The organism is Pseudomonas sp. P4_C1, from assembly GCF_056402155.1.
This window is the reverse complement of the sequence record NZ_JBFUHY010000073.1, coordinates 1-25,283: the sequence shown is the minus strand read 5'-3', so window position 1 is coordinate 25,283 and position 25,283 is coordinate 1. Positions and strand designations below refer to the sequence as shown.

Here is a 25,283-nt window from a genome sequence, read left to right as displayed (position 1 = left end):
AGCTTGCTCGCGATGAGGCCATCACATCCAACACAAAACCTCAGATCACAAAAAAGCCCCTCTGATGAGGGGCTCCTTGCACAGCACAATCCAGCATCAAGTCATCTGAATGATGGTCTGCATGATGGTGCTCTGGGTGGAGATGGTCTTGGCGTTCGCCTGGTAGTTGCTCTGCGCCTTGATCAGGTCGACCAGTTCGTTGGTCAGATTGACGTTGGACTCTTCCAGGGAGTTCGAAACGATGGAACCCAGAGTTCCGGTTTCCGGTGCATCGTAACCAGGAATGCCCGATGCGTAGGTTTCTTTCCAGCTGGTACCGCCTACCGGTTGCAGGCCTTGCTCGTTGGTAAAGCTGGCCAGGGAGATCTGGCCGATCGGCTTGGTCTGGTTGTTGCTGAAGTTGGCCAGCAACACACCGCTGCCGTCGATGGTCAGGTTGGTGATCTGGCCAGTGGCGTAACCGTTCTGTGCCGGAATCGAACGCGCGGTGTCGGCGTTGAACTGGGTGGTGCTGGCCATGGCGATGGTCAATCCAGCCGGATCGGCTGCGGCGCCGTTGGCTGTCCAGACGCCATTGGTGACACTGCCCGGGGTCCAGTTGGTGATTTTCAGGTCACTGCTGATCACCGAAGTCGGTGGCGTGGTTGGCGGCGTCACCGGCGTGCTGACCGAAGTCAGTTTACCGGTGGAATCGAACGACATGGTCGAAGCAACCGGAGCGGTAACGGTAGGATCACTGCCATCCGGGTTGCGACCATCGATCAGCGTGTAGGTGTCCCAAGTGTTCGCTCCAGTCTTGACCATGTATTGATCCATGGTGTGCTGGTTACCCTGGGTATCGAAGATCGGAGTACTGAACGACTTGGTGAAGGTCTCGGTCTTGGACGGGTCGAACTTGTTCGCCGCAACCGTCTGGTCGATCACCGCCGAGGTGGAGTTCAGGTTGATCGTCGACGACACGGTGCTGGTGGACTTCGGCGCCAGGTTGGAGGTGTCGATTCGCAGGTCGGTCAGCACGCCATTGACGATCTTGCCGTTGGAGTCCACACCGTAACCTTGCAGGCGGGCAGTGCCGTCGCTGTTGGTGACGTAGCCTTCCTTGTCAGTCTTGAATGTACCGGCACGGGTGTAGGTCAGCGAACCGTTGTTGCTCAGGACGAAGAAACCGTTGCCCTGGATACCCATGTCGAGCACGTTGCCGGTGTTGCTCACGTCACCCTGACCGAACTGTTGGGAAACGTTGGCCAGGCGCACGCCGTTGCCGACGGTCTTGCTGCCGGTGCCCAGGCGGGTCGCCGAGTACACGTCTTCGAATTCTGCACGGGACGATTTGAAACCGGTGGTCGCGACGTTGGCGATGTTGTTGCCGGTCACGTCCAGTTGTTTATTGGCTGCATAGAGACCGCTAAGGCCGATATTGAAAGACATCATCCACTCCTTTGTGCCGTGTTAGTCGGCTCTACATACCAATGGTTTGTACTTTGGACAGGGCAACGCTACCCAGCCCGGCCAGATTGAGCATCAACTCACCGCCGGTCTGGCTGATGGTCACGCTGTTGACGGTCGCGGGCAGGTTGGTGATCAACGCGACGGACTGGCCATCGATCGTGCTCGTGGCGCCGAAGGTGTAGGTGCCCGCAGGTACTGTCTCACCCGCATCGTTCTTGCCGTCCCAGATGAAGCTGGCGTTGCCGGCCTTCTGCGAACCGAGGTCGATGGTGCGCACAGTCTTGCCGGTTGAGTCGGTGATCTTCAGGGTGGCGGACGCCACCGAAGACGGCACCACCACCGTACCGCTGAGGCTCTTGGTGGTATCGACCACGGCCTTGTCACCCGGCGCGATGACCGAACGGCCCACCAGCGACGACGCCTGCAAGGCCTGGGACGAGTTGTAGTTGCTGGCCAGGCCGCTCACGGTGCTGTTGAGCGTGGTGATGCCTTCCAGGCTGCTGAATTGCGCCAACTGGGCCACGAACGCGCCGTTGTCCTGGGGCTCCAGCGGGTTCTGGTTTTTCAGCTGGGTCACCAGCAACTGCAGGAACGCATCCTTGCCCAGGGCCTTGTTGCCCGTGGCGCTGCCGGTTGCCGACGCGAGGCCGTCAGTCGTGGTGTTGGTCTTGATCGAGGAGTTGGCCAGGATGTCATTGAGGCTCAAACCACTGGTGGAATCGGTAACACTCATCTGAGTCGCCCCTTATCACTGACCGAGGGTCAGGACCTTCTGCATCATGGTTTTGGCGGTGTTCATCATTTCGGCGTTGGTCTGGAACGAACGGCTCGCGGAAATCATGTCGGCCATTTCTTCAACCACGTTGACGTTCGGGTAGTAGACGTAGCCCTTGGCATCGGCCGCCGGATGGTTCGGCTCGTAGCGCGCCTCGAGGTTGCTCTGGTCTTCGACCACACCCAGCACCTGCACGCCCTGACCTGCGGCATCCTGGCTCTGGAACAGCGAGTCGCTGCCGCCACTCTGGCCGCCCTGGAACATGGTGGCGAACACCGGGTGACGCGCGCGGTAGGTCTGGTCGATGCTCGACGAAACCGTCTCGGCGTTGGCGATGTTCGAAGCGACGGTGTTCAAACGCGTGGTTTGCGCACTCATGCCGCTACCGGCAATGTTGAAAACACTGGATAGAGACATGGCTTACTCTCCGCGCAGGGCTGACACCAGCCCTTTGAATTTGCTGTTGAGCAGGGTGAAGCTGGCCTGGAAGCCGATCGCGTTTTCCGCATAGTTCGACTGTTCCAGCTGAGCGTCCACGGTGTTCTGGTCGATCGACGGTTGCATCGGCGTGCGATACAGCAACGACTCGTCGCCATTGCCCAGGCCTTCAGCTTCGATATGACGGCTATTGGTCATGTTCAAGGCGAAGGTACCGCTTTTGGTTTTCTCGTTTTGCTCAGCGAGCACTTTCGAGAAGTCCAGGTCCCGAGCCTTGTAGTTCGGGGTATCGGCGTTGGCGATGTTGTTGGCCAGGACTTCGGCACGCTGGGCGCGGAAGCCCAGGGCTTGTTCGTGGATACCGAGCGCTTTATCGAAGCTGATGCTCATGTCGGGAAACCTTCGGGTGACCTGATTTTTCGTAGGATCAACTTAGCAAGCCCCATGCCAATTCAAAAAAGCCCGGAAACCGGGGCTTTGCCGGCCATGGCAACGCGGCAATGCCAGAAAAGCGGCAACGGTTTTCCGCCGCATGCCGCTTTTCTGCCGCCTCCTTACCCTTTTCAGAACACCGCCAACCACTGTGGGAGCGAGCTTGCTCGCGATTGCGGTGTGTCAGGTAACGCTGAACTCGACTGTCAGGACGCTATCGCGAGCAAGCTCGCTCCCACAGGGGCCAGCAGCGTTTGCAAGAAATCATCAGGCAAAAAAAAACGGGAGCCCCTGAGGGCTCCCGTTTTTTGACAATACCAACGAAATCACTTCGCCTGGTAAATGATCCCCGGGCTGCACTGGACCATCTGGTAATGATCCGGCAAACCGTTCAGCGCTTCGGAAGCACCGAGGAACAGGTACCCCCCCGGCTTCAACGTGCTGTGGATGCGCAACAGGATGTCCTTCTTCACCTCGGCGGAGAAGTAGATCAGCACGTTGCGGCAGAACACGATGTCGAACTTGCCCAGGCTCGCGTAGCTGTCCAGCAGGTTGAAGGAACGGAATTCCACCCGGCTCTTGATCGGCGCCTTGATCGCCCAGCGTCCCGGCCCTTTCGGGTCGAAATAACGCTGCAGACGCTCAGGCGACAGACCGCGGCCGATGGCCAGGCTGTCGTACTCGCCGGTCTTGCAGTTGTTCAGCATGGTGCCGGACAGGTCGGTGGCAACGATCTGCACACCCATCCTCAACTGGCCCATGTTGACCCGCTCGAACTCGTCGATGGACATCGACAGCGAATACGGTTCCTGGCCCGACGAGCACGCCGCCGACCAGATGCGCAGGCGCTGGCCGGGACTGGCCTTGATCGCTTCGGGCAGTACCTTGTTCTTCAAGACTTCAAACGGGTAGGTGTCACGAAACCACAGGGTTTCGTTGGTGGTCATGGCGTCTACCACCTGCTCGCGCAAACCGCTGCGCGGTTGCGTCTGCATGCGCTGAACCAGCTCACCCAAAGACTTGATGCCTTGCTGTTCCATCAGTTTGTTGAGACGGCTGGAGACCAGGTACTGCTTGTTTTCACCGAGCAAAATGCCACAGGCTTTTTCCAGGAATACCCGGAACTGTTCGAAATCCAAATTACCCGTAGACAATGATGCCGCCTCTTAAATCGTGTTGACCGCCAGGGGCGCGGGCCCCTGGCTGATATCTGCTGCCTTGATCCGGTCGACTACCCGGGATGCCAGGTCATCAGGACGGAACTTGGCCAGGAAGTCATCGGCACCGACCTTCTTGACCATCGCCTGATTGAACACACCCGACAACGAAGTATGCAGGATGATATGAAGCTTTTGCATGCGCGGGTCGTTGCGGATTGCCGCCGTCAGGGTGTACCCGTCCATTTCCGGCATCTCGATGTCGGAGATCATCATCAGGAACTCTTCTTCCGGCTTCTTGCCCTCGTCGACCAGTTTGCGCAGGTAGTCCAGCGCTTGCCGACCGTCGTTCAACGCCACCACTTCGACGCCGACCGTTTGCAGGCAACGCGTGACCTGCTTGCGCGCCACCGACGAGTCGTCGACCGTCAGCACGCGCAACGAAAGCGCCTTGTGCTGGGTTTCGACATCCACCACGCCGACGGAAATCGCTTCCGGCGTCGGTGCCACTTCCGCCAGCACCTTCTCGACATCGATGATTTCGACCAACTGATTGTCGACCCGCGTCACCGCCGTCAGGTAGTGATCGCGACCGGTGCCCTTGGGTGGCGGATGGATCTCCTCCCAGTTCATGTTGACGATGCGTTCCACCGAGCGAACCAGGAAACCCTGGGTCTTGGTGTTGTACTCCGTGATGATCACGAAGGGATTGTTCTTGTCCTTCAAAGCACCGGAGCCGGTCGCCATCGCCAGATCGAGGATCGGAATGGTCGCCCCCCGGATGTTCGCCACGCCGCACACGACAGGACTGGACTTGGGCATCAGCGTCAGTTTGGGGCATTGCAGCACCTCCCGAACCTTGAACACGTTGATCCCGTACAGCTGCTGGCCGTCGAGACGGAACAACAACAGCTCAAGGCGATTCTGCCCCACCAGTTGCGTGCGCTGGTTCACCGAATCCATTACACCAGCCATGCCCAGACTCCTACACCAACGCCAAGTGTTGTTGCGACGTGCCTTCATCACTAAACGGCACGGCGCTTGCTTTTTTAATCGTTATGAACACAGAACCGACATTTTTCCGACGCCTGACCACACCCTGCCGCAAATTGCTCGGCGTGCTGGCGGCCGTTTGCCTGTTCAACGCTGGCAGCCCTGCCCTTGCTGACGCGGTTACCTTGCCTGACATGCTTATCGGCGTCACTCAGGGCTTTCTTGAATTCACCGTAGAAGACTATCTGGCTACCAGTCAAACGGAAGGCCGCTACGAGATCCAGGTCAACCCGCTCGATCCGCGCATGCACATGCCCATGTGCGACAAGGAATTGACAGCAACCCTTGAGAGTCCCAAGCCGCTGGGTCGGGTCACGGTCAAGGTCCGCTGCGAGGGCGCCTCCCCCTGGACCGTGTTCGTACCCGCTCAAGTCCGCCTGTTTCGCGATGTCGTGACCAGCGCCCGGCCACTGCGCCGCGCCAACATTGTCGAGCCTTTGGATGTGGTCCTGCGCGAACGCGATATCAGCCTCATCGGCCAGGGCTACCTGACCTCCCTGGACCAGGCTATCGGGCAGCGACTGACCCGACCAATGGTCGCCGACCAGGTGATTACCCTGGTGCATATCGAACAGGCCGAGGTCATCCGCAAGGGTGATCAGGTGGTGATTACCGCCCGCAGCGGTACGCTCAGCGTACGCATGCCGGGCGAAGCCCTGTCAAACGGCAGCCTGAGCGAACAGATCCGGGTGAAAAACCTCAATTCCCAGCGAGTCATCAAGGCGCAGGTCATGGCGCCGGGGCAGGTGGAAGTGTCCATGTAAGGCTCCCTGCTCATCGGAATGTGGCGCTTGCCCCGGCTGTTCCCTAGACTGTGCTCCATGCAGGGCAAGCGCTGGCGCGCGCGAGGTTCATTGATAAATGGGCCTAAAGTTTTCCAGGGAATGGCCGAAACCATGGCAAGCGTCCAAATTCCCAGAGGTTTTTTATCATGGTCATCGATTTCAGCCGTTTGAACAGCTCCTCGTCACTTACGGGCAGTACACGTACCAGCGCCAGCAAGGAAAACGCCGAAACCGGCAAATCCGCGCCGCTGGAGTCCGCGGCCGAACAGGCCGGTACCGTCAAAAGCGGGGAATCGGTACATCTCAGCGATGAGGCTCAACAGTTGCAGAAGGTCACTGACAAGCTGCGCGATCAACCCGCCGTCGACAACGCCCGCGTGGCCGAGTTGAAAGCAGCGATTGCCGATGGCAGCTATAAAGTCGACAGCAACCGTGTAGCCAGCAAACTGCTCAACTTCGAAGCCCAGCGCTAGGCCACCGCCGGCGCCAGGCTTTTGGACGCTTAAAACCCAAGGCCAGCCATGCACGACACTAATCTACTGCAACTGATCACCGACGACTTTGCTCCAGCGCAACACCTGCTGGAATTACTGCAGACCGAATCCCTCGCATTGCATGGCCGCGACATGCCATTGCTCGAGGACATCCTGGCGCAGAAACAGGCATTGGTCGTGTTGCTCGAACAGCATGGCCGCAAGCGCAGTGAAATTCTCGCCAGCCTCAACCTGCCGACCAACCGTGGCGGTCTTGAGCAACTGGCCAGCCAGTCGAGCATTGGCGACCAGTTGCTGGCGCAAAGTGACGTGCTGACCGATCTCCTGGCCCAGTGCCAGGCCATCAACGCCAACAACGGCCAGTCGATCCTCACCCAGCAGGCCGCTACAGCCACCCAGCTGAAAATCCTCACCGGCGGTGAAACCCCGGCGCTTTACGATGCCAGCGGAACATTCTCCAGGCTTGCCAAGCCACGCCCGCTCAGTCAGGCATGAACCGGTCAATGCCCCCGCTCTATCAAGACGCGCAACATACTGGCAAACTGCTAGCCTGCCGTAGTCAAATTTTGTCTGGAGATTGATTAACCGTGTCCAATGCCTTATCCGTGGATGATGCTCCGCAGCCACCCAAGGTGCTCTCCACGCCCTTGGAAATCTCCAGCAACCTGCGCCAGCTGCTCGAAAGCCATGACCCGCTGATCATTACGTTCCACGAGCGCAGCCAGCGTTTCCAGAGTTACCTGGTGGACCTGGACCGTGACAGCAATATGATTGCCCTGGACGAAATGATCCCCCGTGATGGCGAGCGTTACCTGATGGCGGGCGAACCGTTCAGGGTCGAAGGCTTCCACGAAGGCGTACGCATTGCCTGGGAAAGCAACGGCCGATTGACCATCGATGAATCCGGTGGCAGCCGCTGCTATCGCGGCGCCCTTCCCGATGAAGTGGTGTACCACCAGCGCCGCAATGCATTCCGTGCAGCACTGAAGCTGGCACAACTGGTCAACGTCAACCTCGATGGCGAAAAGCTCAAGGCTCCGATCAGCGGCAAGCTGCTGGATATTTCCGCTACCGGCTGCAAATTGCGTTTCGACGGCGACATCACTGGCAGCCTGCAACTGGGTCAGGTTTACGACCGCTTCAGCGCCGAACTGCCCTTTGGCAAGATGACCGCGCCGGTCGAGTTGCGTTATCTGCACTTCGAAGAAAAGATCTCCACCACCTTCGCCGGCATTCGCTTCCACAACATGAGCGGGCTGGTGCAGCGTCAGGTCGAACGCTTCGTCTACCAGTTGCAACGCGAAGCGCGTCGCTTCGACAAAGACGATCTCTGATAGAGCGTCAACAAAAAACGGGCAGTCCCTGGCGGTGACTGCCCGTTTTTTTATGCACTGAATTTAAGGCCTGGCCTCGGTAAAGCTTTGCTCGCGGCCCGAGTCAGGGTCTTGCGGCGGTTGATCGTCTTCAGGTTCGGCTGACGGCTCCGGATTCACCGGATTGCACATCTGCTCCTGCACCACCTGCTCATCGACCCGCGGGTCGAGGCAGGCCACCAGTGGCGAACTCGTCATATTGTCCGGCATGGCCACGTGATGCAGCGGTGCGTCGTCGACCTGATGCAGGTTGGTCACCGCTTTCGGGCGAATCCGCCATACCAGCACCAACGCAAAGAAACTGAAGAAGGCATAGAGCATCTGGCTGCCGAACAACTTCATCAGCACGCCTGCCACCAGCGGCCCGATACTCGCGCCAACGCCGTAGGTCACCAGCAACATTGCCGTCAGGGACACCCGGCGATCGCCTTCGACATGGTCATTGGAAAACGCCACCGCCAACGGATACAGGCAGAACTGCACCAACGAACAGACAAAACCGGCGATAAACAGAACCTCCAACGGCACCTGCGGCATGATCGCCAGCGGCAGTGCGGCCAGGGCCAGGCTGAATGCGAAACTGCGGATCAACACGGCCCGATCGTAACGGTCGGACAACCAGCCCAACGGCCACTGCACCAGCAGCCCGGCAAAAATACAGCTACCCATGAACAGACCGACCAGCTCCGTGGACAAACCTTGCTGCGAAGCATACAGCGGCGCCAGACCATAGAACGAACCGACGATCAGCCCTGCCCCCAGCACCGTACTCAATGACTGCGGCACACGCTTGATAAAGAACCGTGGCTCCATGGGCGCCGGATGCAAGGGTGCAGGGTGGATCCGCCGGGTCAGGGCCACGGGCACCAGGCACAGGGCGAAACACAGGGCAACCAGCATCAGCAGCTCCAGCCCCAGCGCCGGGTGCATGACCAGAATCAGCTGCCCCATCACCAGGCCCAGGTAAGAGGCGATCATGTAACCGCTGAACACCAACCCGCGCTGCTTGGCCTCGGCCTGTTCGTTCAACCAGCTCTCGATCACCATGTACTGGCACATCATGCCAAGGCCGACGATCACCCGCAGGAACAGCCAGGCCGGCAGCCAATCGATCAGGCCATGGCCCAAAACCGCCGCACCGACGATTCCGGCACAGGCCGAGTAGGCCCGGATATGCCCGACCCGGGCAATCAACCGGTGACCGATCTTGCCCCCCAGCACCAGGCCGAAGTAGTTGGCGGCCATCAACGCACCGACCCACAGGCTGTCGACATGGTCGGCCGCCAGGCGCAGGCCCAGGTAAGTACTCAGCAGGCCCGAGCCGATCAACATCATCAGCGAAGCGAAATACAGTGCTCGAAAGGATTTCCAGATTTGGCGCATCGGCGTTCCGCGCGGCTCCTTGCAGTGAGAATCGGCTATCGCTAAACGATAGCCGGATGTCGACGGATCGTCAGGCCTGGGCTGCTAAAACACGCCGTTCCCAGGGAGTAATTTCATCATGAAAACTGCTCAGTTCCAGAGTCTTCGAAGCGATGTAGCCTTCGATGAATTCCGCACCGAACAGTTCCTTGGCCAACTGGCTACGTTTCAGACGCTCCAGTGCCGCATGCAAGGTACAGGGCAACGAAAGATTGTCCGGCACTTCGAACTCACCCTGGATCGGCGCACTCGGCTCCAACGCGTTCTCGATGCCATGCAACCCCGCCGCCAGGCTTGCGGCAATCGCCAGGTATGGATTGGCATCGGCCCCCGGCAAGCGGTTCTCAACCCGACGGGCCACCGGCAAACTGGCCGGTATGCGCAAGCCGGCCGCCCGGTTGTCATAGGACCAACAGGCATTATTCGGTGAGGCGTAAGGGTGGCACAAGCGCTGATAGGAGTTCACGTTCGGCGCAAACAACGCAGTGAAGTCGGCCATGCACACTTGCTGGCCGGCAATGAAGTGACGGAAGGTTGCCGTCTCCTGCCCCGCCTTATCACTGAACACGTTTTGCCCCGAATCGATCTCGACGACACTCTGGTGAATATGCATCGAACTGCCTGGCGTATGCGCCAGCGGCTTGGCCATGCACACCACGCTCAGGCCGTGCTTGAGGGCAACTTCCTTGAGCAAGTGCTTGAACAGCAACGTCTGGTCGGCCAGCAGCAATGGATCGCCATGCAGCAGATTGATTTCGAACTGGCTGATGCCCATTTCGTGCATGAACGTATCGCGGGGCAGCCCCAACGCAGCCATGCACTCGTAGACTTCATTGAAGAAGGGTCGCAGCCCATTGTTGGAACTGACACTGAACGCCGACTGACCATTCTCGCGACGACCATCCAGCCCGAGCGGTGGCTGGAACGACTGAGTCGGGTCGGTATTGGGTGCAAAAACGAAGAACTCAAGCTCGGTCGCCACCACGGGCGCCAGGCCGCGGGCTGCATAACGGGCAATCACGGCCTTGAGCTGACCACGGGTCGACAGGCTGGAGCTGGTGGTGGTGCCCAGTTCATTCGCGTCGCAAATGGCGAAAGCGCGCGGCGGATTGCTCCAGGGCAGGCGGTGGATTTGTGCCGGGTCCGGAATCAGCGCCAGGTCGCCATCATCGCTGCCGTAAAACCGCGCCGGCGGGTATCCGCCCATGATGCATTGCAGCAGCACGCCCCGCGCCATCTGCAAACGTCGACCGTCGAGAAACCCCTCGCTGGTCATCACTTTGCCCCGTGGAACGCCGTTCAAATCCGGCGTGACACACTCAACTTCATCGATGCCCGTCAATCGCTGCGCGAGTGAACTCAGGCCAACGGTCGTCATGACGCAATCCTTGTTATTGTGCGAGCCGCGAACGGCGACCGTACAAAATAGGCTCCGCGTGTTCGGAATTTCAAGCAGCGTCGATAAATATGCTGCCAGTCAGGGCAGGTAAAGGCGGAACACCCCACCGCCCAACGGACCACCATTGCCGATTTCGGTGCGTCCGCCGACGCCGTTGCGCTGATGCAACGCGGCAATTCGTCCGGCAAAGTACAGGCCCAACCCGGTACTTCCGGTGCTTTGATTGATGCCCTGCACGTAATCGGCCTGGCGCTCGATCATCTGCGCCGGATACCCCTGGCCATCGTCATTGATGGTCAATACAAGTTGCCCCGCTTCATCGCTGACGCTGATCAAAACGGCATGCCGTGCAAAGCGGATGGCATTGTTGATGCAGTTGGCCAATACCGACGCGATCAACTCACGATCGAAGAAACCCAACGGGCTCAGCGGGTCCACTTCATAGGTAGCCATGATGCCGCGGCTGGCGAACACTTCCTGATGGCAAGCCAGTTGCGCTTCGATGAAGTCGTCCAGTTCATGGTAGGCCGGCTGCAACGGCATCTGGTTGACGCCGAGCTTGTACAGCCCCAGCAACTGCACCAGCATGCCGTTGAGGTGGGCGAACTCGAAGTCGATCACGCCCTGCTCCGGTGTCTGTTGCGCCGCCTGCGGCAATCGCGCCAGCCACTGGCTGTGGGCCTGCATCAGCATGGCCAGCGAGTTCTTCATGTCGTGCACGGTAGAGGCAATCACCGTGGAGAAATCCAGTGCCTGTTGGTTGTCGTTCATTGGCCAAACGCCTTGCTTTTCAGCTTCTGGTAACGCGGATAACGCGCGTCGGAGTCGGGCATCAGGCCGACCATTTTCAGGCAGCTCCGACATTCTTCCAGCTCCGCTGAAGGAACGCCGGTATCGGTGCCGTGCAACAACGACTGCGCCAGGTTCAGGGCGATACTGATGTTCTTCGGCTGCATCGCCAGGGCTTTGCGGAACACCGCTCGCGCCTCCACCAGATTGCCGGTCTTGTACACGCGCACGCCCTGACGGTTGAGTTCAGCGGCGGCGTTGCCGGAGTTGAGGATGCTCGGGTCGTCAGTCTGCTTGGCGATGTCCTTCATCACCACCGGATCGTCGCCGTAGATTTCCACGCAGTTTTTCAGCATCGCGGTACCGGCCTCGGTCTGCCCGAGCATTTTCAGCTGTTTGGCTACCAGCAACGCCGCTTCGGCACTCATGAATTGCTCCATGCCATCCAGACGCAACAAGGCCTGCTCGGTGAGCTTGTCAGCCGTCTCGGCATCGTTGAGCAACAGACTGGTGGCCTTCATCAGGCGTGCGCGGATTTGCAGGCCCGGATCGGAAGGGTTTTCCTTGGCCACGGCGCTCAATGTGGTATTGATTTCCAGGCGGGTCCGCGTGTCCAGGCCTCTTTCGCTGCCCTTGCTGATCAAGGCGTGGGCCAGGCCGAGGTTGCTCTCGGCATCCTTGAACCGCGACTGCGCACCCTGGCTCACAGCCTGGCGATAGGCCTTGGCCGCCGTGTCGAAATCCTCGTTGGTCATCGCCAGCTTGCCCAGCAACGCCTGGCGGCGAACCGCCAGCGGCGACAGGCGAATCGCTTCCTCCAGAACACGCTGTGCACCCTTGGTATCGCCTTCGGCGACCAGCACGTCCGCCATGCCGTCATACAGCGACGGCATCATCGGGAAGACTTTCAGGGCTTTTTCGTAAATGCCTTTGGCCTGCGCGACCTGACCGCGCTTGAACAGCAACTTGCCCAACCCGGCAAACGCCCATGGCAATGGGCGGTCAGCAATAATGCCGTCGTACAGGCGCTCCAGCGCTTCGTTCTGATTGAGGTCGCGCAGGGCATCGGCGCGATAGCGCAGGCACAGTGGCGAATAGCGGATGTCTTGCTTGCACAGGGCGATGCAGGCGTTGAGCACTTCCATCGGCTTGCCGCGGTCGAGGGCCTGCAGGATCGGCTTGAGCAGGGTCTTGCGCTGCTCCAGGCGCTCCAGGCGCTGGGCCAGGCTGGAACGGTTGAACGGCTTGGTCAGGTAGGCATCAGGCTCGTGCTCCAGCGCACTGAGCACCATGGCCTGGCTGGTTTCGGCGGTGACCATGACGAACACCGCTTCATGGCTGATCAGCTTTTCTTCCATCAGGTCTTCGAGCACCTGCTGGCCGTTCTTCTTGCCGTCGCCCAGATGAAAGTCCTGCAGGATGAAATCGTAGGCCTTCTGCGAGCACATTTTCAGCGCCTGCTCGCCGGTATCGGCAGTGTCCACTTCCTTGACGCCCAGTTCGCGCAGCATCGACCTGACCGAACTGCGGAAGTCCGAGAAATCATCGACGATCAGAAAACGCTTTTGGTGATACGACAGCATCGAAGATTTCCAGGCAATTTAAGAAGAAGAACCCAAAGGCAAATACACGGACGGACTCAACTTCGCAGCCCTTGTTTTGGCGCGCAGATGATAACGGGTGGCACTAGGCTATCAAACACCTTCTCATAGACAATGAGCCCCCCATGCCGACCGAAAGAGACGAACAAGTCCCTGACTGCCCGGGTTATCGGCCAGCAACAGCGTTCCCTTGAGAACCTTCCCCGACGCTCATTCTGAATATGCGAAGCCCTTACTGAAAACGACACCTCACGCACAAAAAAAATGCTGATACGTGAACACCAGCAATACATGAACATCAGCAAATTCCGGTGGCTGGCCAGGCAGAATTAGCCGACAAATTGACTAAGTCGATATTGGTGTTCCTAAGTGCACGCCATTCGTCGATTAATTGACGATTTTGATCAGAATCAGACGTTCGTCGCAGGCCCACGGTGGCGAGTCTAATACCTTGATTTTCGAGGGTTACCCCCCCTCTTTGAGAACATCGCCCAGGCCTGCCCGTACCGGGTTGTATCGAGGACTGACGGACGGGCAGGCTGGCAGCGCTCCGGGCTGACCTAGACTCCGTTGAGAGGCGCGCGGGAGTCCATCATCATGTGCAATCCATTGAACATTGTTCGTATTTATTTCCTCTCTCGGGCTTTACCTGCCCTTTGGAAACGTTCGCCCCTCTTGCCGATGCTGTTGACGGAAATGGCCCCATGGCCCGTGGTTGCCAATGACTGGACAAGCACCATCACGGCCTCCCGGCGTTCAAATCTGTCCTTCAATCGCGGCGACTCAGCGAGCAAGTGGCTGACCCGGGAAGGCCTGCGAGTGGAGGCCATCGTTGGTTTTTCAAGGAGGTCAGGAAGATGATCACTGACCAGGAAAAGCCAATAGGCGTGATGTTGATCGATTGTCGTCCCCTCGTACTCAAGGGCCTTCACGACTTGATTGATGCCAGAAAGCCCCGGATGGAAGTGACAGGCCAGGCCACCACTTATACCCATGCACTGAATCTTGCCGATCAGCTGCGGCCCAATGTCATTTTTTTCAGTTTCTTTCCGGATGCGCTGAATCCACTGGATGTCGTCGCGGGACTCACCCGTATCGCCGACATGAAAGTGCTGCTGCTCAAGGGCCTGTACGAAGCCGTCCCCGCCGCCCAGGCGATAGAAGCTGGCGCTCACGGCATCGTGCTGGCGGAAGACCCGACAGAATCGATTATCCAGGCCATCCTCAAGGTCCACCATAACGACATCGCAATGGATAGAGCCTGGGCTGGCGGCCTTCGCGGCTATGCCGCGACCGAGCATATCCCCTTGAAATGCAATCGAGAGCAGGCGAAACAGGCGCGGTTGACCCTGCGCGAGAGAGAACTGATTCGCGCCATCGTGGGCGAACCGTCCGCCAAATATGTGAGCATCGCCGGACGCCTGGGGATCAGCGAGCACACCGTGCACAACCACCTCAGCAACATCTATCAAAAGCTTGATCTCATCAACCGCATCGACTTGCTGATGTATGCGCTCAAACACGGGCTCACCCACAACGAAGCACCGCCCTCCACCTGGGTGGAACTGGAATGAATTTCAAGTCGATACAAGACGGTCTGCCCCTCACTTTCAGGGAGTAGGCCGTTACCCTGTCGCCATCCTTGACGGCGACCTGGAACAGGGTGCCCCCGCAATGCCGATGTCGCTCTCGATACATCCTGCCGCATTGACCTGTATCTCCCCCGCCGCGCTCCTCAAGCCTTGTGCTGCTCGATAGTTCACCGCGGCTGCGATCACGCGAATCTCGCATTGGAACTGCAGAAAAATGCGAGGGTGGTTTCCTGGGCCACCCTCACATCCTTTCACACGCGCAATACCTCAGGCGCTGCCAAAAAAGATGTCGGTATTCTGAACATCGACCCCGACCAAGGTGATGGTCGTTGTTTGTCCGCCAGTCTCGGCAACCGTCACGACGCTGTCCGCGCCAGTGTTGTTGATCGATTGGACAACGGCGTTCGGGTCGCCGTTGAGCACCAGCTTGTCTTGCACGCCCGCCCCCACATCGAAGCCGGTGACCTGGTAGCGGTTCTGATTGACTGACAAATCGACGTTGAAGGCATCTCGCTCACCGCCGGTGCCAACCAGCGTGAAGTCGAAGAGTGCATTGCCCGGGTCGTTGGCGAACAGGTTGGCGTCAAACGTACTTGTCGCCGAGTCCCCATCCTTGTCCGTCAGCGTCGCGCTGAATGCCAGCTGGACATCGCTGGCCAGGCTCTCACTCTGCTGAATGAACTGGATCACCGGGATCTTGACATCGCCCCGGCCCATCGTCAGCTGAACAGCGTCGATCAGTTGCGTACCCTCCTTCGCAATGAGGAAGGACACCTGCCCGCCAGCTTCCGGAGTCAGGGTGTTCACCTCGACGAGGTTCGAATGCGTGCCATCCGCATAGTAGATCCTGTAGTACAGGTCTTCGGTCGCCGTGTTGTAACCCGCCACGGAGTTGTCGATAAAGACCTTCATGCCCGTCAGCAGGCTCTCTGGGTTGATGACAAAACTTTCATCGGCGGCGCTGATTGCCGCCAGGTTATCTCCCTGGAAAACGTTATTGCCGACGCCGATGCCGGCCGTGCTGACGAACATGGACGCCGGGTCGATGTACGACGGCAGCGGGTTGGTTTGTAGCGCGGCTTCGGTGGGGTCGGGTGCTCCGAGCCCGATGCCAGTCAGGATGTCCGCAGTCGACGCCAGCGCCTTCGCGGAAAAGAACACGATCTCCTCGGACGCCGAAGGAATAGTCGGGTCATTCGTCTGAGGGATCAACAATGTGTGCACCGAATCCGGACCGCCGGGATCGAGCGAGCCGTTGGCACTGCTGTGCACGATCGTCGAACTGAAGCCCTGCACCAGATCCAGTGCATAGCGGCCATCGGCATAGGCACTCAGCGTATAGTCGACGGTGGTATTCGCCGTTGCGGCGTTGTTGTCGAAATCACCGGTCAAGGTTCCTGCGAATTGGTACGCACCATTGGCATCCGGTGATGACGCCAGCTCGTGGAGCGTGCCGGTCCCGGTCGTGGTCGTGTTGTCTGGCCTGATGAGAGTGAACTGGTCATTGACCAGCGAGATATCCAGACCGGCCGCACCCAGCCCGTCGGCTCCCGCCGCCATATTCCAGAACCCGGATTGCGCAAGGACGCTACCGGTCCCGATCAGGTTGCCGAAACTGAGCGCCGGCCCGTCGTCCTTGAACACCAGGTTCTGCCCGATGTTCAGGGTCGCCTGGGCGCTGTCGCCGTCCCCGTCGGTCTTGATCGCCGTCAGCGTTACCAGGTTGTCCGAGGTCAGAGTCGTCGAATCATCCGGATTGGTGGCGTTGGCATGCACCACCGCCCGGCTCTGGTCGAGTGTGACGCTGCCGTTGGCGGCCACGCTGACCGTGAACACCAGCAGGTTGCCCGTGGCCGTGCGGCCTTCGACCACGGAGCCATTGAGCGACAGGTTCACCGCGTCGCCCGAGGCCGTGTCCGTCAATCCGGAAGCCCCCGCCCCCACGCCCAGCGCATAGGTCAGCGCCCCCGCTCCATCGGCGCCAAACGCCGAGTTGAAGTTGGCGGCAAAGCTCTGGGTATCGTTGGTGGTCAGTACCGTCTCGTCCACGGTCAGCGTCGGTTCCACGCCGGTGGTGCTGATGCTTGGTCCGTCGTCCTTGAACACCAGGTTCTGCCCGATGTTCAGCGTCGCCTGGGCGCTGTCGCCGTCCTTGTCGGTCATGGTCGCGGTCAGCGTCACCAGGTTGTCCGTGGTCAGAGTTGTCGAGTCATCCGGATTGCTGGCGTTGGCATGTACCACGGCGCGGCTCTGGTCCAGCGTGACGCTGCCATTGGCAGCCACGCTGACCGTGAACACCAGCAGGCTACTGAGGGCCGTGCGGCCTTCCACCACTGCACCGTTGAGCGACAGGTTCACCGCCTCACCCGAAGCCGTGTCGGTCAGCCCGGAGGCCCCCGCCACCACGCCCAGCGCATAGGTCAGGGTGCCGGCCCCATCGGCGCCAAACGCCGGATTGAAGTTGGCGGCAAAACTCTGGGTATCGTTGGTCGCCAGTAGCGTCTCGTCCACTGTCAGCGTCGGCTCCACCCCAATGGTAGTGATGCTCGGTCCGTCGTCCTTGAACACCAGGTTCTGCCCGATGTTCAGCGTTGCCTGGGCGCTGTCGCCATCCCCGTCGGTCATGGTCGCCGTCAGTGTCACCAGATTGTCCGAGGTCAGAGTCGTCGAATCATCCGGATTGCTGGCGTTGGCATGCACCACGGCGCGGCTCTGGTCGAGCGTGACACTGCCGTTGGCCGCCACGCTGACCGTGAACACCAGCAGGTTGTCTGTGGCCGTGCGGCCTTCGACCACTGTGCCGTTGAGCGACAGGTTCACCGCGTCGCCCGTGGCCGTGTCGATCAGCCCGGAGGCTCCGGCCACCACGCCCAGCGCATAGGTCAGCGTGCCGGCCCCATCAGCGCCAAACGCCGAATTGAAGTTGGCGGCAAAGCTCTGGGTATCGTTGGCGGTCAGTAGCGTTTCGTCCACGGTCAGCGTCGGCTCCGTGCCGGTGGTGCTGATGCTCGGACCGTCGTCCTTGAACACCAGGTTCTGCCCGATATTGAGGGTCGCCTGGGCGCTGTCGCCGTCCTTGTCGGTCATGGTCGCGGTCAGCGTCACCAGGTTGTCCGAGGTCAGAGTTGTCGAGTCATCCGGATTGCTGGCGTTGGCATGCACCACCGCCCGGCTCTGGTCCAGCGTGACGCTGCCATTGGCAACGACGCTGACCGTGAACACCAGCAGGTTGTCCGTGGCCGTGCGGCCTTCCACCACAGTGCCGTTGAGCGACAGGTTCACCACGTCGCCCGTGGCCGTGTCGATCAGCCCGGAGGCCCCCGCCACCATGCCCAGTGCGTAGGTCAGGGTGCCGGCTCCATCGGCGCCAAACGCCGGATTGAAGTTGGCGGCAAAGCTCTGGGTATCGTTGGTGGTCAGTAGCGTTTCGTCCACGGTCAGCGTCGGCTCCGTGCCGGTGCTGCTGATGCTTGGTCCGTCGTCCTTGAACACCAGGTTCTGCCCGATGTTCAGCGTCGCCTGGGCGCTGTCGCCGTCTTTGTCGGTCATGGTCGCCGTCAGCGTCACCAGGTTGTCCAAGGTCAAACTCGTCAAATCATCCGGATTGCTGGCGTTGGCATGTACCACGGCGCGGCTCTGGTCCAGCGTGACGCTGCCATTGGCCGCCACGCTGACGGTGAACACCAGCAGGTTGCCCGTGGCCGTGCGGCCTTCGACCACTGCGCCATTGAGCGACAGGTTCACCGCCTGGCCCGTCTCCGTGTCAGTCAACCCGGAGGCTCCGGCTACCACGCCCAGCGTATAGGTCAGCGTGCCGGCACCATCGGCGCCAAACGCCGGATTGAAGTTGGCGGCAAAGCTCTGGGTATCATTGGTGGTCAGTAGCGTTTCGTCCACGGTCAGCGTCGGCTCCGTGCCAGTGGTGCTGATGCTTGGTCCGTCGTCCTTGAACACCAGGTTCTGCCCGATGTTCAGCGTCGCCTGGGCGCTGTCGCCGTCTTTGTCGGTCATGGTCGCCGTCAGCGTCACCAGATTGTCCGAGGTCAAACTCGTCGAATCATCCGGATTGCTGGCGTTGGCATGCACCACCGCCCGGACCTGATCCAGCGTGACGCTGCCATTGGCGGCCACGCTAACCGTGAACACCAGCAGGTTGGTGAGGGCCGTATGCCCCTCCACCACCGTGCCGTTGAGCGACAGGTTCACCGCCTCGCCCGTGGCCGTGTCGGTCAGCCCGGAGGCTCCGGCCACCACGCCCAGCGCATAGGTCAGGGTGCCGGCACCATCGGCGCCAAACGCCGGATTGAAGTTGGCGGCAAAGCTCTGGCTGGCGTCGGTCGCCAATAGCGTCTCATCCACGGTCAGCGTCGGTTCCACCCCGGTGCTGCTGATGCTTGGCCCATCGTCCTTGAACACCAGGTTCTGCCCGATGTTCAGCGTCGCCTGGGCGCTGTCGCCGTCCCTGTCGGTCTTGGTTGCGGTCAGTGTCACCAGGTTGTCCGAGGTCAGGCTCGTCGAGTCATCAGGATTGGCTGTGTTGGCATGCACCACGGCACGGCTCTGGTCGAGCGTGACGCTGCCATTGGCCGCCACGCTGACCGTGAACACCAGCAGATTGCCCGTGGCCGTGCGGCCTTCGACCACGGCGCCATTGAGCGACAGGTTCACCGCGTCGCCCGTGGCCGTGTCGATCAGCCCGGAGGCTCCGGCCACCACGTTCAGCGCATAGGTCAACGTACCCGCACCATCAACGCCAAACGCCGAGTTGAAGTTGGCGGCAAAGCTCTGGGTGGCGTTGGTCGCCAGTACTGTCTCGTCCACCGTCAGCGTTGGCTCCACACCCGTGGTGCTGATGCTTGGCCCGTCGTCGTCGAAGATGATCTTGGAGCCGATTTCGGTTTTTGTAATAGAGGCCTGGACCAACTTGAAGCCACCGATATCAAAATCGGCGTGGTCAGTACCCTTGGCGTCGACGGCCGCCCCGTTCTCGACGAGTACGCGGTTGTGATCCGACGTTGTGGTGTATTGAATCTGGTAGCCGGCCAAAACGCCGGTGATGGTTGCAACCCCGCCAACAGTACTGATGACAATGCTCGGGCTATTCACCGATCCGTCTGAGTTCTCGAGCACCTGCCCGGTGCTTTTGTTGATGACGCGAATATTGGTGATTGCAACCGACGTATCACCCGCATATCCGTTGATGAAATTCACGCCAGGCTCAGCAGCGGTGCTGAATGCGCTGACTCTTACCATGGCACTCTTGCCGCCTTGCAACTGCACGACGTCGAAACTGGCCGATTTAGCATTGAACACGTTGGTAAAGTCGACGTTGGATTCAACATCGGCTTCGTTCTGATCCAGATTGGGAATGGTCACATTCTGCCTGGCACCCGTGACGAACGAAAAACGGATACCCTCCTGTTCCGTAATCATCTGATTGTTGGTGCCGAAGGTGGTGGGGCCACCCGCCTGGCTGGTATTGATCGTGTCGCCAGTCGTGATATTGGCGCCGCTTGACTGGTCTGCAGGGTTCTTGCCGGTGGCGATGATGGTGGGGTCCGTGATCCGCAATACACCACCGTCGTTGACAACGGTCGGGGTCGCCGTCGTAAACATCAGAAAGAGGTTCTGACCCGAGGGCGCATTGGCCAGACTGAACTCCAGGTCCTGGCTGGCTCCGATGAAAACCTTATTCAGCAGATTGAGCGAATCATCGGCGTTCGTAGCATCTGTATGCCGGAGCGGTTGGTACTCCACGGTCCAGATCTTGCCGCCCGTGACCGGCGATCCGGTTTCTTCTATAAAGGCTGCGAACACGATCGCGCCGCTTGCGCTCCCGGCTCGGCCCAGAACGATGTTGTTGTTCGTATCCGTATAGAGAAGGATGCTGGTGCCGTCGAGGGTAAACAGCCCGCTGACCACGCCATTGAGCGGTACTCCAGTGCTGCCCACGAAGCTGACATCGGTAATGCTTGCTCCGGGTGCAGAGGTGATGGTGAACGCATTGCTGCCCGTGTTGCCCACGGCACCGGTATAGCCGCTCAAGGCCGCCCCCGTTGCGGTGCCTGCCCCAAGCCCGGTCAAACGGTTAGCGAAGGTCGTGGGCAGGGACGCCACCAGAATGTCGTTGTCGTCAGCGTCTCCCACAGGGCCTGGAGTGGCTGTGCCGTTCTGCAACCCGGCCGTTTCGTCCAGCGTAACGTCCTCGCCGGTCGCCACGACGCTCAAAACACTGTCCGTAAACGACATTGTCGCCACGGCGTCGTCACCGGTGCCGACCACACCGTCGGCGCCGGCAGAGCTCGCGGTGAGCAGAAACGTCGCGCCTGCCGAGTCGTCGGGATTCACGTACCACGAGGTGGTGACGCTGCCGTTGACCTGGCCGTCGAGATCGCCGGCACCGCCGTCGGTCACGGACCAGGGCTCGTGCCCCGCGCCCATATTGGTATTGAGTACGTCGTCGGACGTACCCCACACACCATCCGCGCCGGCACCGACGGCGTGGTCCACTTCGAGCGTCACGGTGCTGCCGGCGGCGAAACCGCTGGCCGTGATGATGGCGGTGCTGCCGGGTGCGTAGTCTTTAAGGTCGGTGGTGACGGTCGGAATGTAGGTAAAAGTCCAGTCGTGGTTGACGGGTGAAGGATGGTCACCGACGTTATTGGCCAGGTCATTCGTTGGCGATGAGGTTTTCTTGCGCATAGTCATGACTTTCTCCTGAKCGGGTCCAGTCATCGGGGGTCGACCTTGGACCATTTTCTGATCTATTGGTCACAACTATGAACAAGCACCGGAGGATGCACATCGGCCGATACTCCCAGGCGGGATGGGAGTTTCAGACTACTTGGGAGGGGAGAAGGAAAGTCGCGAAGGTAGGGTTGATGGATTCGTTAAATCCCGGGCGCAAGAATTTGTCGAACTTTATCTACAGGTCGTGAAAATGAAGCGTTGAAACAGGGGGGAGCTGCGAAATATGGTGTCCCAGGGCAGGTTCGAACTGCCAGCCTTCCCCTTAGGAGGGGGATGCTCTATCCAATTGAGCTACTGGGACACAAGTCGGCCGCGAAGAAACGCGGCGCGATGGACGGCGTGCATGTTAACGGCCGGGCCGGCTTTTGTCATGTCGTCCGTTGGGCTTTTTAAGTGTAGGCAGACGCCTCGGCCAGGCGCGGACTTGTTTACCCTGCAAATTGCATTACTGCAAAAAGCCATCATTGCAAAATGCAAGACCCGGTGTTCGCAAAAATATCCTAATTCTTTGTTTTTAAAGAATTTAATTGTCGATAGACTCTGGCATGCGAGCTGCTTCAGCTGTTCTCACAGAACAACGGAGGCCGCCTCATGAACAGCGCCCTTTTACTCTCGAGTGCAATCGCTCTGACGGTTTTGCCGGGTTTTCATTTTACCCACGAGAGCGGTGCTACGCAGATTGCCCAGCGAATGCCACATTACCTTCAACTGCAGAAAGCGCCGCAGTTGGCCGTGATGAGCAGCCAGCACGGCTTTGTCAGTCAGGAAGTCAGCCAGGAAACCATTCTGGTACCGGCTCCGTCTGCCGAGCGCTTGGTATTTTGAATGACCCTCACCAGGAGCACAGCATGTCCAAATCAGCCGTGAGCTTTTTTATCCTCGCCTTGTTGAGCGGCATTTTTCATCTGTCATTGACCCAGGACATGGTCGTCACCCTCCCCCTGATTGCCTGTGGTGTATTCAGCGCTCTGTTCGTGCTCGCACTGATTGCCGGACGCAAGATCAAGTTTGATCCGGTCCTGCGTTAATCCAGGTATGGCAGATCCGGCGCAAAGGCCTGCCATCCATCCTGAATTCACCCCCTCCATACGACTCGCCCTAGTAAATCGGCCATTTGCCACTATCCTGTAAAGGCAAGGAGCAGTGATCGAGTCCGCCTTTGCGACCCGTCAGAAATCTTTCGTCGGGTGCAGGCGCGCTGAACGATACGGTCCGGTCGAACTTTTCAAACTAATTCGCATTTCTGATAATTGGTGCTGGCAGAACGCCTTTATACAGTTCAATATTTGTCACAGAATTGACGCCAAGGATCTGGCTTGCTTGAGGCATGATGCGCGCCTCTATCAATTCAGGTTGAACATTTGGTCAGAGCGCTTGTCCTACCAGACATCCTGCGGCCAATCCCGAAAACCGCTCCCCTGAACTAACCGGTTAAATATATGCGCCCATTGAAACAGGCAATTTATTCCAGCCGTACGGCTGACAAGTTCGTCGTACGTCTGCCAGACGGAATGCGTGAACGCATTGCCGAGGTGGCTCGCAATCATCATCGCAGCATGAACTCCGAAATCATTGCGCGCCTTGAGCAAAGTCTTATTCAGGAAGGTGCACTGGGAGAAGAGCTGAGCATGCGCCTGGACAGCCCGGAGCTTTCCTTGCACGAACGGGAGCTGCTGCAGCGCTTCCGCCAACTCTCCCACCGCCAGCAGAACGCCCTGGTTTCACTGATCGCTCATGATGCTGAATTGGCCGCTGACGCGTCCTGATTCCGCCAGAAAGCTCAAGCCAGCCTGATCGCTGGCTTTTTTTTGCCCGAAATCCGGGCACAAAAAACCCGCCTGACGGCGGGTTTTAGTGAAACGGACTTTAGAGCAGGAAGATTGTCGCAAGCCCCAGGAAGATGAAAAAGCCTCCGCTGTCGGTCATGGCCGTAATCATCACACTGGCGCCCATCGCAGGGTCACGCCCCATCTTCGCCAGGGTCATCGGGATCAAGACCCCCATCAACGCCGCCAGCAGCAAGTTGAGCGTCATCGCGGCAGTCATCACCACGCCCAATGACCAACTGCCATAGAGCAGGTAGGCAACCACACCGATCACTCCCCCCCATATCACGCCGTTGATCAACGCGACCGCCAATTCCTTGCGCATCAGGCGCGAGGTATTGCCGGTGCTCACCTGGTCCAGCGCCATGGCCCGAACAATCATGGTGATGGTCTGGTTACCCGAGTTACCACCGATCCCCGCCACGATCGGCATCAACGCCGCAAGCGCCACGAGCTTCTCGATCGACCCTTCAAACAAACCGATGACCCGAGAAGCCACGAACGCGGTAATCAGGTTGATCGCCAGCCAGGCCCAACGGTTACGCAGGGATTTCCAGACCGACGCAAAAATGTCTTCTTCTTCACGCAGACCCGCCATGTTGAGAACTTCGCTTTCGCTCTCTTCACGGATCAGGTCGACCATCTCATCGATGGTCAGACGGCCGATCAGCTTGCCGTTCTTGTCGACCACGGGCGCGGAGATCAAGTCGTAACGCTCGAATGCCTGGGCGGCATCGTAGGCGTCTTCGTCCGGGTGGAAACTCACCGGATCGCTGGCCATCACCTCGGAAACCTGTTTGTCCGGATCGTTGACCAGCAAACGCTTGATCGGCAACACGCCCTTGAGGACGCCGTCGTAGTCGACCACGAACAGCTTGTCGGTATGGCCCGGCAGCTCCTTGAGACGGCGCAGATAACGCAAGACCACTTCGAGGCTGACATCCTCGCGGATGGTCACCATCTCGAAGTCCATCAGCGCACCGACCTGCTCCTCGTCATAGGACAGTGCCGAACGCACGCGCTCGCGTTGTTGCTGGTCGAGGGTCTCCATGAGCTCATGGACGACGTCTCGCGGCAGCTCGGAAGCCAGGTCAGCGAGTTCGTCGGCATCCATGTCCTTGGCGGCTGCCAGGAGCTCGTGATCGTCCATGTCGGCGATCAGGGTTTCACGAACCGAATCGGATACTTCAAGAAGGATGTCGCCGTCGCGATCGGCCTTGACCAGCTGCCAGAGCGTCAGACGATCGTCCAGCGGCAAGGCTTCAAGGATGTAGGCGACGTCGGCGGAGTGCAGGTCATCGAGCTTGCGCTGCAACTCGACGAGGTTCTGCCGGTGGACCAGGTTCTCGACCCGGTCATGATGCGGGCCTTCCTGGCGGTGAGTCAGGTCTTCTACCACTCGCTGGCGCTGCAACAACTCAACCACCTGAGCCAGGCGATCCTGCAAGCTTTCCTGCGTTTTCTTTACTTCAACATCGGACATAGGCGAACTCCACTCCCAGCAGCGGGGCACGCCGGAAGGATCAATCAGTCAATTCATGATTGGTAAAACGGGGTACTGAGTAACTACTGGGTAAGTCCATGGAGGTATTCCACAAGCCCCGGCGGGGCTGACGGGCGCAATGATACACCGCCTGACGGTTTTAAACGTTAAAAAATCTCGTCTGAAACAAGCGCTTGCACAACAAACCTGAGCATCTCCTGATTCATGAAAATGCGACGACGCATTCTGAAAAGAAAACACACCACCCCTCGAAAATTGTAGCCACTACCCTAGGGGGCGTTCTCAATTAGTTTCCCTACCGCGCCGGGTCTGCTGTTGTGCAGGGCAAGGCGCGAGAAGCGCAGTTTGGTCATTCCAAATCAGCTTCGAGCAACACAGCCCTGCACAACAGCAGGCCCGGCCCTTCGGGTTGTGCCTTAAAGCTGGCCAGGCTGCGTTGCAGGC

Annotated in this window: 20 protein-coding genes and 1 tRNA gene; 8 read left to right on the top strand and 13 right to left on the bottom strand. The window is 59.3% G+C overall.

Annotated elements, in window-relative coordinates; translation table 11 throughout:
* Positions 1-96 precede the first annotated feature (96 nt).
* From flgE to AC1DU9_RS24715, 6 genes are all read right to left on the bottom strand, one after another.
* Positions 97-1,428, bottom strand: a complete 1,332-nt coding sequence (gene flgE / locus AC1DU9_RS24740) for a flagellar hook protein FlgE (protein WP_317851118.1) — start codon at positions 1,426-1,428, stop codon at positions 97-99.
* A gap of 31 nt (positions 1,429-1,459) precedes the next feature.
* Positions 1,460-2,182 carry a flagellar hook assembly protein FlgD gene (gene flgD / locus AC1DU9_RS24735; RefSeq protein WP_223459765.1) on the bottom strand — a complete coding sequence of 241 codons (723 nt, stop codon included), beginning with the start codon at positions 2,180-2,182 and terminating at the stop codon, positions 1,460-1,462.
* A gap of 15 nt (positions 2,183-2,197) precedes the next feature.
* Positions 2,198-2,641, bottom strand: a complete 444-nt coding sequence (gene flgC / locus AC1DU9_RS24730; protein ID WP_007980123.1) for a flagellar basal body rod protein FlgC — start codon at positions 2,639-2,641, stop codon at positions 2,198-2,200.
* Positions 2,642-2,644: 3 nt separating this feature from the next.
* The gene (gene flgB / locus AC1DU9_RS24725; RefSeq protein ID WP_008051530.1) at positions 2,645-3,052 is read right to left on the bottom strand and encodes a flagellar basal body rod protein FlgB; all 408 of its coding nucleotides are present in this window, start codon (positions 3,050-3,052) and stop codon (positions 2,645-2,647) included.
* Between the two features lie 368 nt (positions 3,053-3,420).
* Complete coding sequence (gene cheR / locus AC1DU9_RS24720; RefSeq protein WP_007980127.1) at positions 3,421-4,248, bottom strand: protein-glutamate O-methyltransferase CheR; 828 nt, start codon at positions 4,246-4,248, stop codon at positions 3,421-3,423.
* A gap of 12 nt (positions 4,249-4,260) precedes the next feature.
* Complete coding sequence (locus AC1DU9_RS24715; RefSeq protein WP_223459767.1) at positions 4,261-5,226, bottom strand: chemotaxis protein CheV; 966 nt, start codon at positions 5,224-5,226, stop codon at positions 4,261-4,263.
* 83 nt (positions 5,227-5,309) lie between these two features.
* Between AC1DU9_RS24715 and flgA the strand changes: the two genes are divergently transcribed.
* The 4 genes from flgA (at position 5,310) to AC1DU9_RS24695 (ending at position 7,917) form a co-directional block, all read left to right on the top strand.
* Positions 5,310-6,068 (top strand): flagellar basal body P-ring formation chaperone FlgA, encoded by a 759-nt coding sequence (flgA, locus tag AC1DU9_RS24710; protein WP_223459769.1) that lies wholly within the window; start codon positions 5,310-5,312, stop codon positions 6,066-6,068.
* Between the two features lie 167 nt (positions 6,069-6,235).
* Complete coding sequence (flgM, locus tag AC1DU9_RS24705; protein ID WP_223459771.1) at positions 6,236-6,562, top strand: flagellar biosynthesis anti-sigma factor FlgM; 327 nt, start codon at positions 6,236-6,238, stop codon at positions 6,560-6,562.
* 48 nt (positions 6,563-6,610) lie between these two features.
* A complete protein-coding gene (locus tag AC1DU9_RS24700) occupies positions 6,611-7,078 on the top strand; it encodes a flagella synthesis protein FlgN (RefSeq protein ID WP_223459774.1) in 468 nt (155 codons plus the stop codon).
* Positions 7,079-7,170: 92 nt separating this feature from the next.
* Positions 7,171-7,917 carry a flagellar brake protein gene (locus tag AC1DU9_RS24695; RefSeq protein ID WP_223459776.1) on the top strand — a complete coding sequence of 249 codons (747 nt, stop codon included), beginning with the start codon at positions 7,171-7,173 and terminating at the stop codon, positions 7,915-7,917.
* A gap of 63 nt (positions 7,918-7,980) precedes the next feature.
* Here AC1DU9_RS24695 and AC1DU9_RS24690 read toward each other — a convergent pair whose 3' ends face one another.
* The 4 genes from AC1DU9_RS24690 to AC1DU9_RS24675 all read right to left on the bottom strand — a co-directional run bounded on the left by AC1DU9_RS24690 (position 7,981) and on the right by AC1DU9_RS24675 (position 13,149).
* Positions 7,981-9,339, bottom strand: a complete 1,359-nt coding sequence (locus tag AC1DU9_RS24690) for an MFS transporter (protein ID WP_223459778.1) — start codon at positions 9,337-9,339, stop codon at positions 7,981-7,983.
* A gap of 70 nt (positions 9,340-9,409) precedes the next feature.
* Positions 9,410-10,654 (bottom strand): glutamine synthetase family protein, encoded by a 1,245-nt coding sequence (locus AC1DU9_RS24685; protein WP_223459800.1) that lies wholly within the window; start codon positions 10,652-10,654, stop codon positions 9,410-9,412.
* Positions 10,655-10,855: 201 nt separating this feature from the next.
* Complete coding sequence (locus AC1DU9_RS24680; RefSeq protein ID WP_223459780.1) at positions 10,856-11,548, bottom strand: sensor histidine kinase; 693 nt, start codon at positions 11,546-11,548, stop codon at positions 10,856-10,858.
* The gene (locus tag AC1DU9_RS24675; RefSeq protein WP_223459782.1) at positions 11,545-13,149 is read right to left on the bottom strand and encodes a tetratricopeptide repeat-containing response regulator; all 1,605 of its coding nucleotides are present in this window, start codon (positions 13,147-13,149) and stop codon (positions 11,545-11,547) included. The genes AC1DU9_RS24680 and AC1DU9_RS24675 overlap by 4 nt, the downstream gene beginning before the upstream one ends.
* Before the next feature lie 875 nt (positions 13,150-14,024).
* Here AC1DU9_RS24675 and AC1DU9_RS24670 point away from each other — a divergent pair.
* A complete protein-coding gene (locus AC1DU9_RS24670; protein WP_457266169.1) occupies positions 14,025-14,741 on the top strand; it encodes a response regulator transcription factor in 717 nt (238 codons plus the stop codon).
* Between the two features lie 285 nt (positions 14,742-15,026).
* Here AC1DU9_RS24670 and AC1DU9_RS24665 read toward each other — a convergent pair whose 3' ends face one another.
* On the bottom strand, positions 15,027-21,467 hold the full coding sequence (locus tag AC1DU9_RS24665) for a DUF5801 repeats-in-toxin domain-containing protein (protein ID WP_477810915.1): 6,441 nt from the start codon (positions 21,465-21,467) through the stop codon (positions 15,027-15,029).
* A gap of 266 nt (positions 21,468-21,733) precedes the next feature.
* Positions 21,734-21,810 (bottom strand) — tRNA-Arg (locus AC1DU9_RS24660).
* Between the two features lie 290 nt (positions 21,811-22,100).
* On the opposite strand from AC1DU9_RS24660, the gene AC1DU9_RS24655 reads away from it, so the two are divergent.
* From AC1DU9_RS24655 to AC1DU9_RS24645, 3 genes are all read left to right on the top strand, one after another.
* Positions 22,101-22,334: a hypothetical protein gene (locus tag AC1DU9_RS24655; RefSeq protein ID WP_223459279.1), complete on the top strand. Its 234-nt coding sequence runs from the start codon at positions 22,101-22,103 to the stop codon at positions 22,332-22,334.
* 23 nt (positions 22,335-22,357) lie between these two features.
* Positions 22,358-22,537 carry a PA3371 family protein gene (locus tag AC1DU9_RS24650; protein ID WP_223459281.1) on the top strand — a complete coding sequence of 60 codons (180 nt, stop codon included), beginning with the start codon at positions 22,358-22,360 and terminating at the stop codon, positions 22,535-22,537.
* Between the two features lie 411 nt (positions 22,538-22,948).
* Positions 22,949-23,275 (top strand): Arc family DNA-binding protein, encoded by a 327-nt coding sequence (locus AC1DU9_RS24645; protein WP_028620557.1) that lies wholly within the window; start codon positions 22,949-22,951, stop codon positions 23,273-23,275.
* Positions 23,276-23,375: 100 nt separating this feature from the next.
* Here the strand turns inward: AC1DU9_RS24645 and mgtE are convergent, their stop codons facing one another.
* A complete protein-coding gene (mgtE, locus tag AC1DU9_RS24640; protein WP_223459284.1) occupies positions 23,376-24,818 on the bottom strand; it encodes a magnesium transporter in 1,443 nt (480 codons plus the stop codon).
* Positions 24,819-25,283 lie beyond the last annotated feature (465 nt).

What these genes read in the sequence shown, in the direction of transcription:
- AC1DU9_RS24715 (WP_223459767.1), bottom strand. Translation starts at nt 5,226, where the DNA reads ATGGCTGGTGTAATGGATTCGGTGAACCAGCGCACGCAACTGGTGGGG.
- AC1DU9_RS24690 (WP_223459778.1), bottom strand. Translation starts at nt 9,339, where the DNA reads ATGCGCCAAATCTGGAAATCCTTTCGAGCACTGTATTTCGCTTCGCTG.
- AC1DU9_RS24685 (WP_223459800.1), bottom strand. Translation starts at nt 10,654, where the DNA reads ATGACCAGCGAGGGGTTTCTCGACGGTCGACGTTTGCAGATGGCGCGG.
- flgD (WP_223459765.1), bottom strand. Translation starts at nt 2,182, where the DNA reads ATGAGTGTTACCGATTCCACCAGTGGTTTGAGCCTCAATGACATCCTG.
- AC1DU9_RS24680 (WP_223459780.1), bottom strand. Translation starts at nt 11,548, where the DNA reads ATGAACGACAACCAACAGGCACTGGATTTCTCCACGGTGATTGCCTCT.
- AC1DU9_RS24650 (WP_223459281.1), top strand. Translation starts at nt 22,358, where the DNA reads ATGTCCAAATCAGCCGTGAGCTTTTTTATCCTCGCCTTGTTGAGCGGC.
- flgM (WP_223459771.1), top strand. Translation starts at nt 6,236, where the DNA reads ATGGTCATCGATTTCAGCCGTTTGAACAGCTCCTCGTCACTTACGGGC.
- flgB (WP_008051530.1), bottom strand. Translation starts at nt 3,052, where the DNA reads ATGAGCATCAGCTTCGATAAAGCGCTCGGTATCCACGAACAAGCCCTG.
- AC1DU9_RS24655 (WP_223459279.1), top strand. Translation starts at nt 22,101, where the DNA reads ATGAACAGCGCCCTTTTACTCTCGAGTGCAATCGCTCTGACGGTTTTG.
- AC1DU9_RS24670 (WP_457266169.1), top strand. Translation starts at nt 14,025, where the DNA reads ATGATCACTGACCAGGAAAAGCCAATAGGCGTGATGTTGATCGATTGT.
- flgE (WP_317851118.1), bottom strand. Translation starts at nt 1,428, where the DNA reads ATGTCTTTCAATATCGGCCTTAGCGGTCTCTATGCAGCCAATAAACAA.
- AC1DU9_RS24665 (WP_477810915.1), bottom strand. Translation starts at nt 21,467, where the DNA reads ATGACTATGCGCAAGAAAACCTCATCGCCAACGAATGACCTGGCCAAT.
- flgA (WP_223459769.1), top strand. Translation starts at nt 5,310, where the DNA reads ATGAACACAGAACCGACATTTTTCCGACGCCTGACCACACCCTGCCGC.
- AC1DU9_RS24645 (WP_028620557.1), top strand. Translation starts at nt 22,949, where the DNA reads ATGCGCCCATTGAAACAGGCAATTTATTCCAGCCGTACGGCTGACAAG.
- AC1DU9_RS24675 (WP_223459782.1), bottom strand. Translation starts at nt 13,149, where the DNA reads ATGCTGTCGTATCACCAAAAGCGTTTTCTGATCGTCGATGATTTCTCG.
- flgC (WP_007980123.1), bottom strand. Translation starts at nt 2,641, where the DNA reads ATGTCTCTATCCAGTGTTTTCAACATTGCCGGTAGCGGCATGAGTGCG.
- AC1DU9_RS24700 (WP_223459774.1), top strand. Translation starts at nt 6,611, where the DNA reads ATGCACGACACTAATCTACTGCAACTGATCACCGACGACTTTGCTCCA.
- mgtE (WP_223459284.1), bottom strand. Translation starts at nt 24,818, where the DNA reads ATGTCCGATGTTGAAGTAAAGAAAACGCAGGAAAGCTTGCAGGATCGC.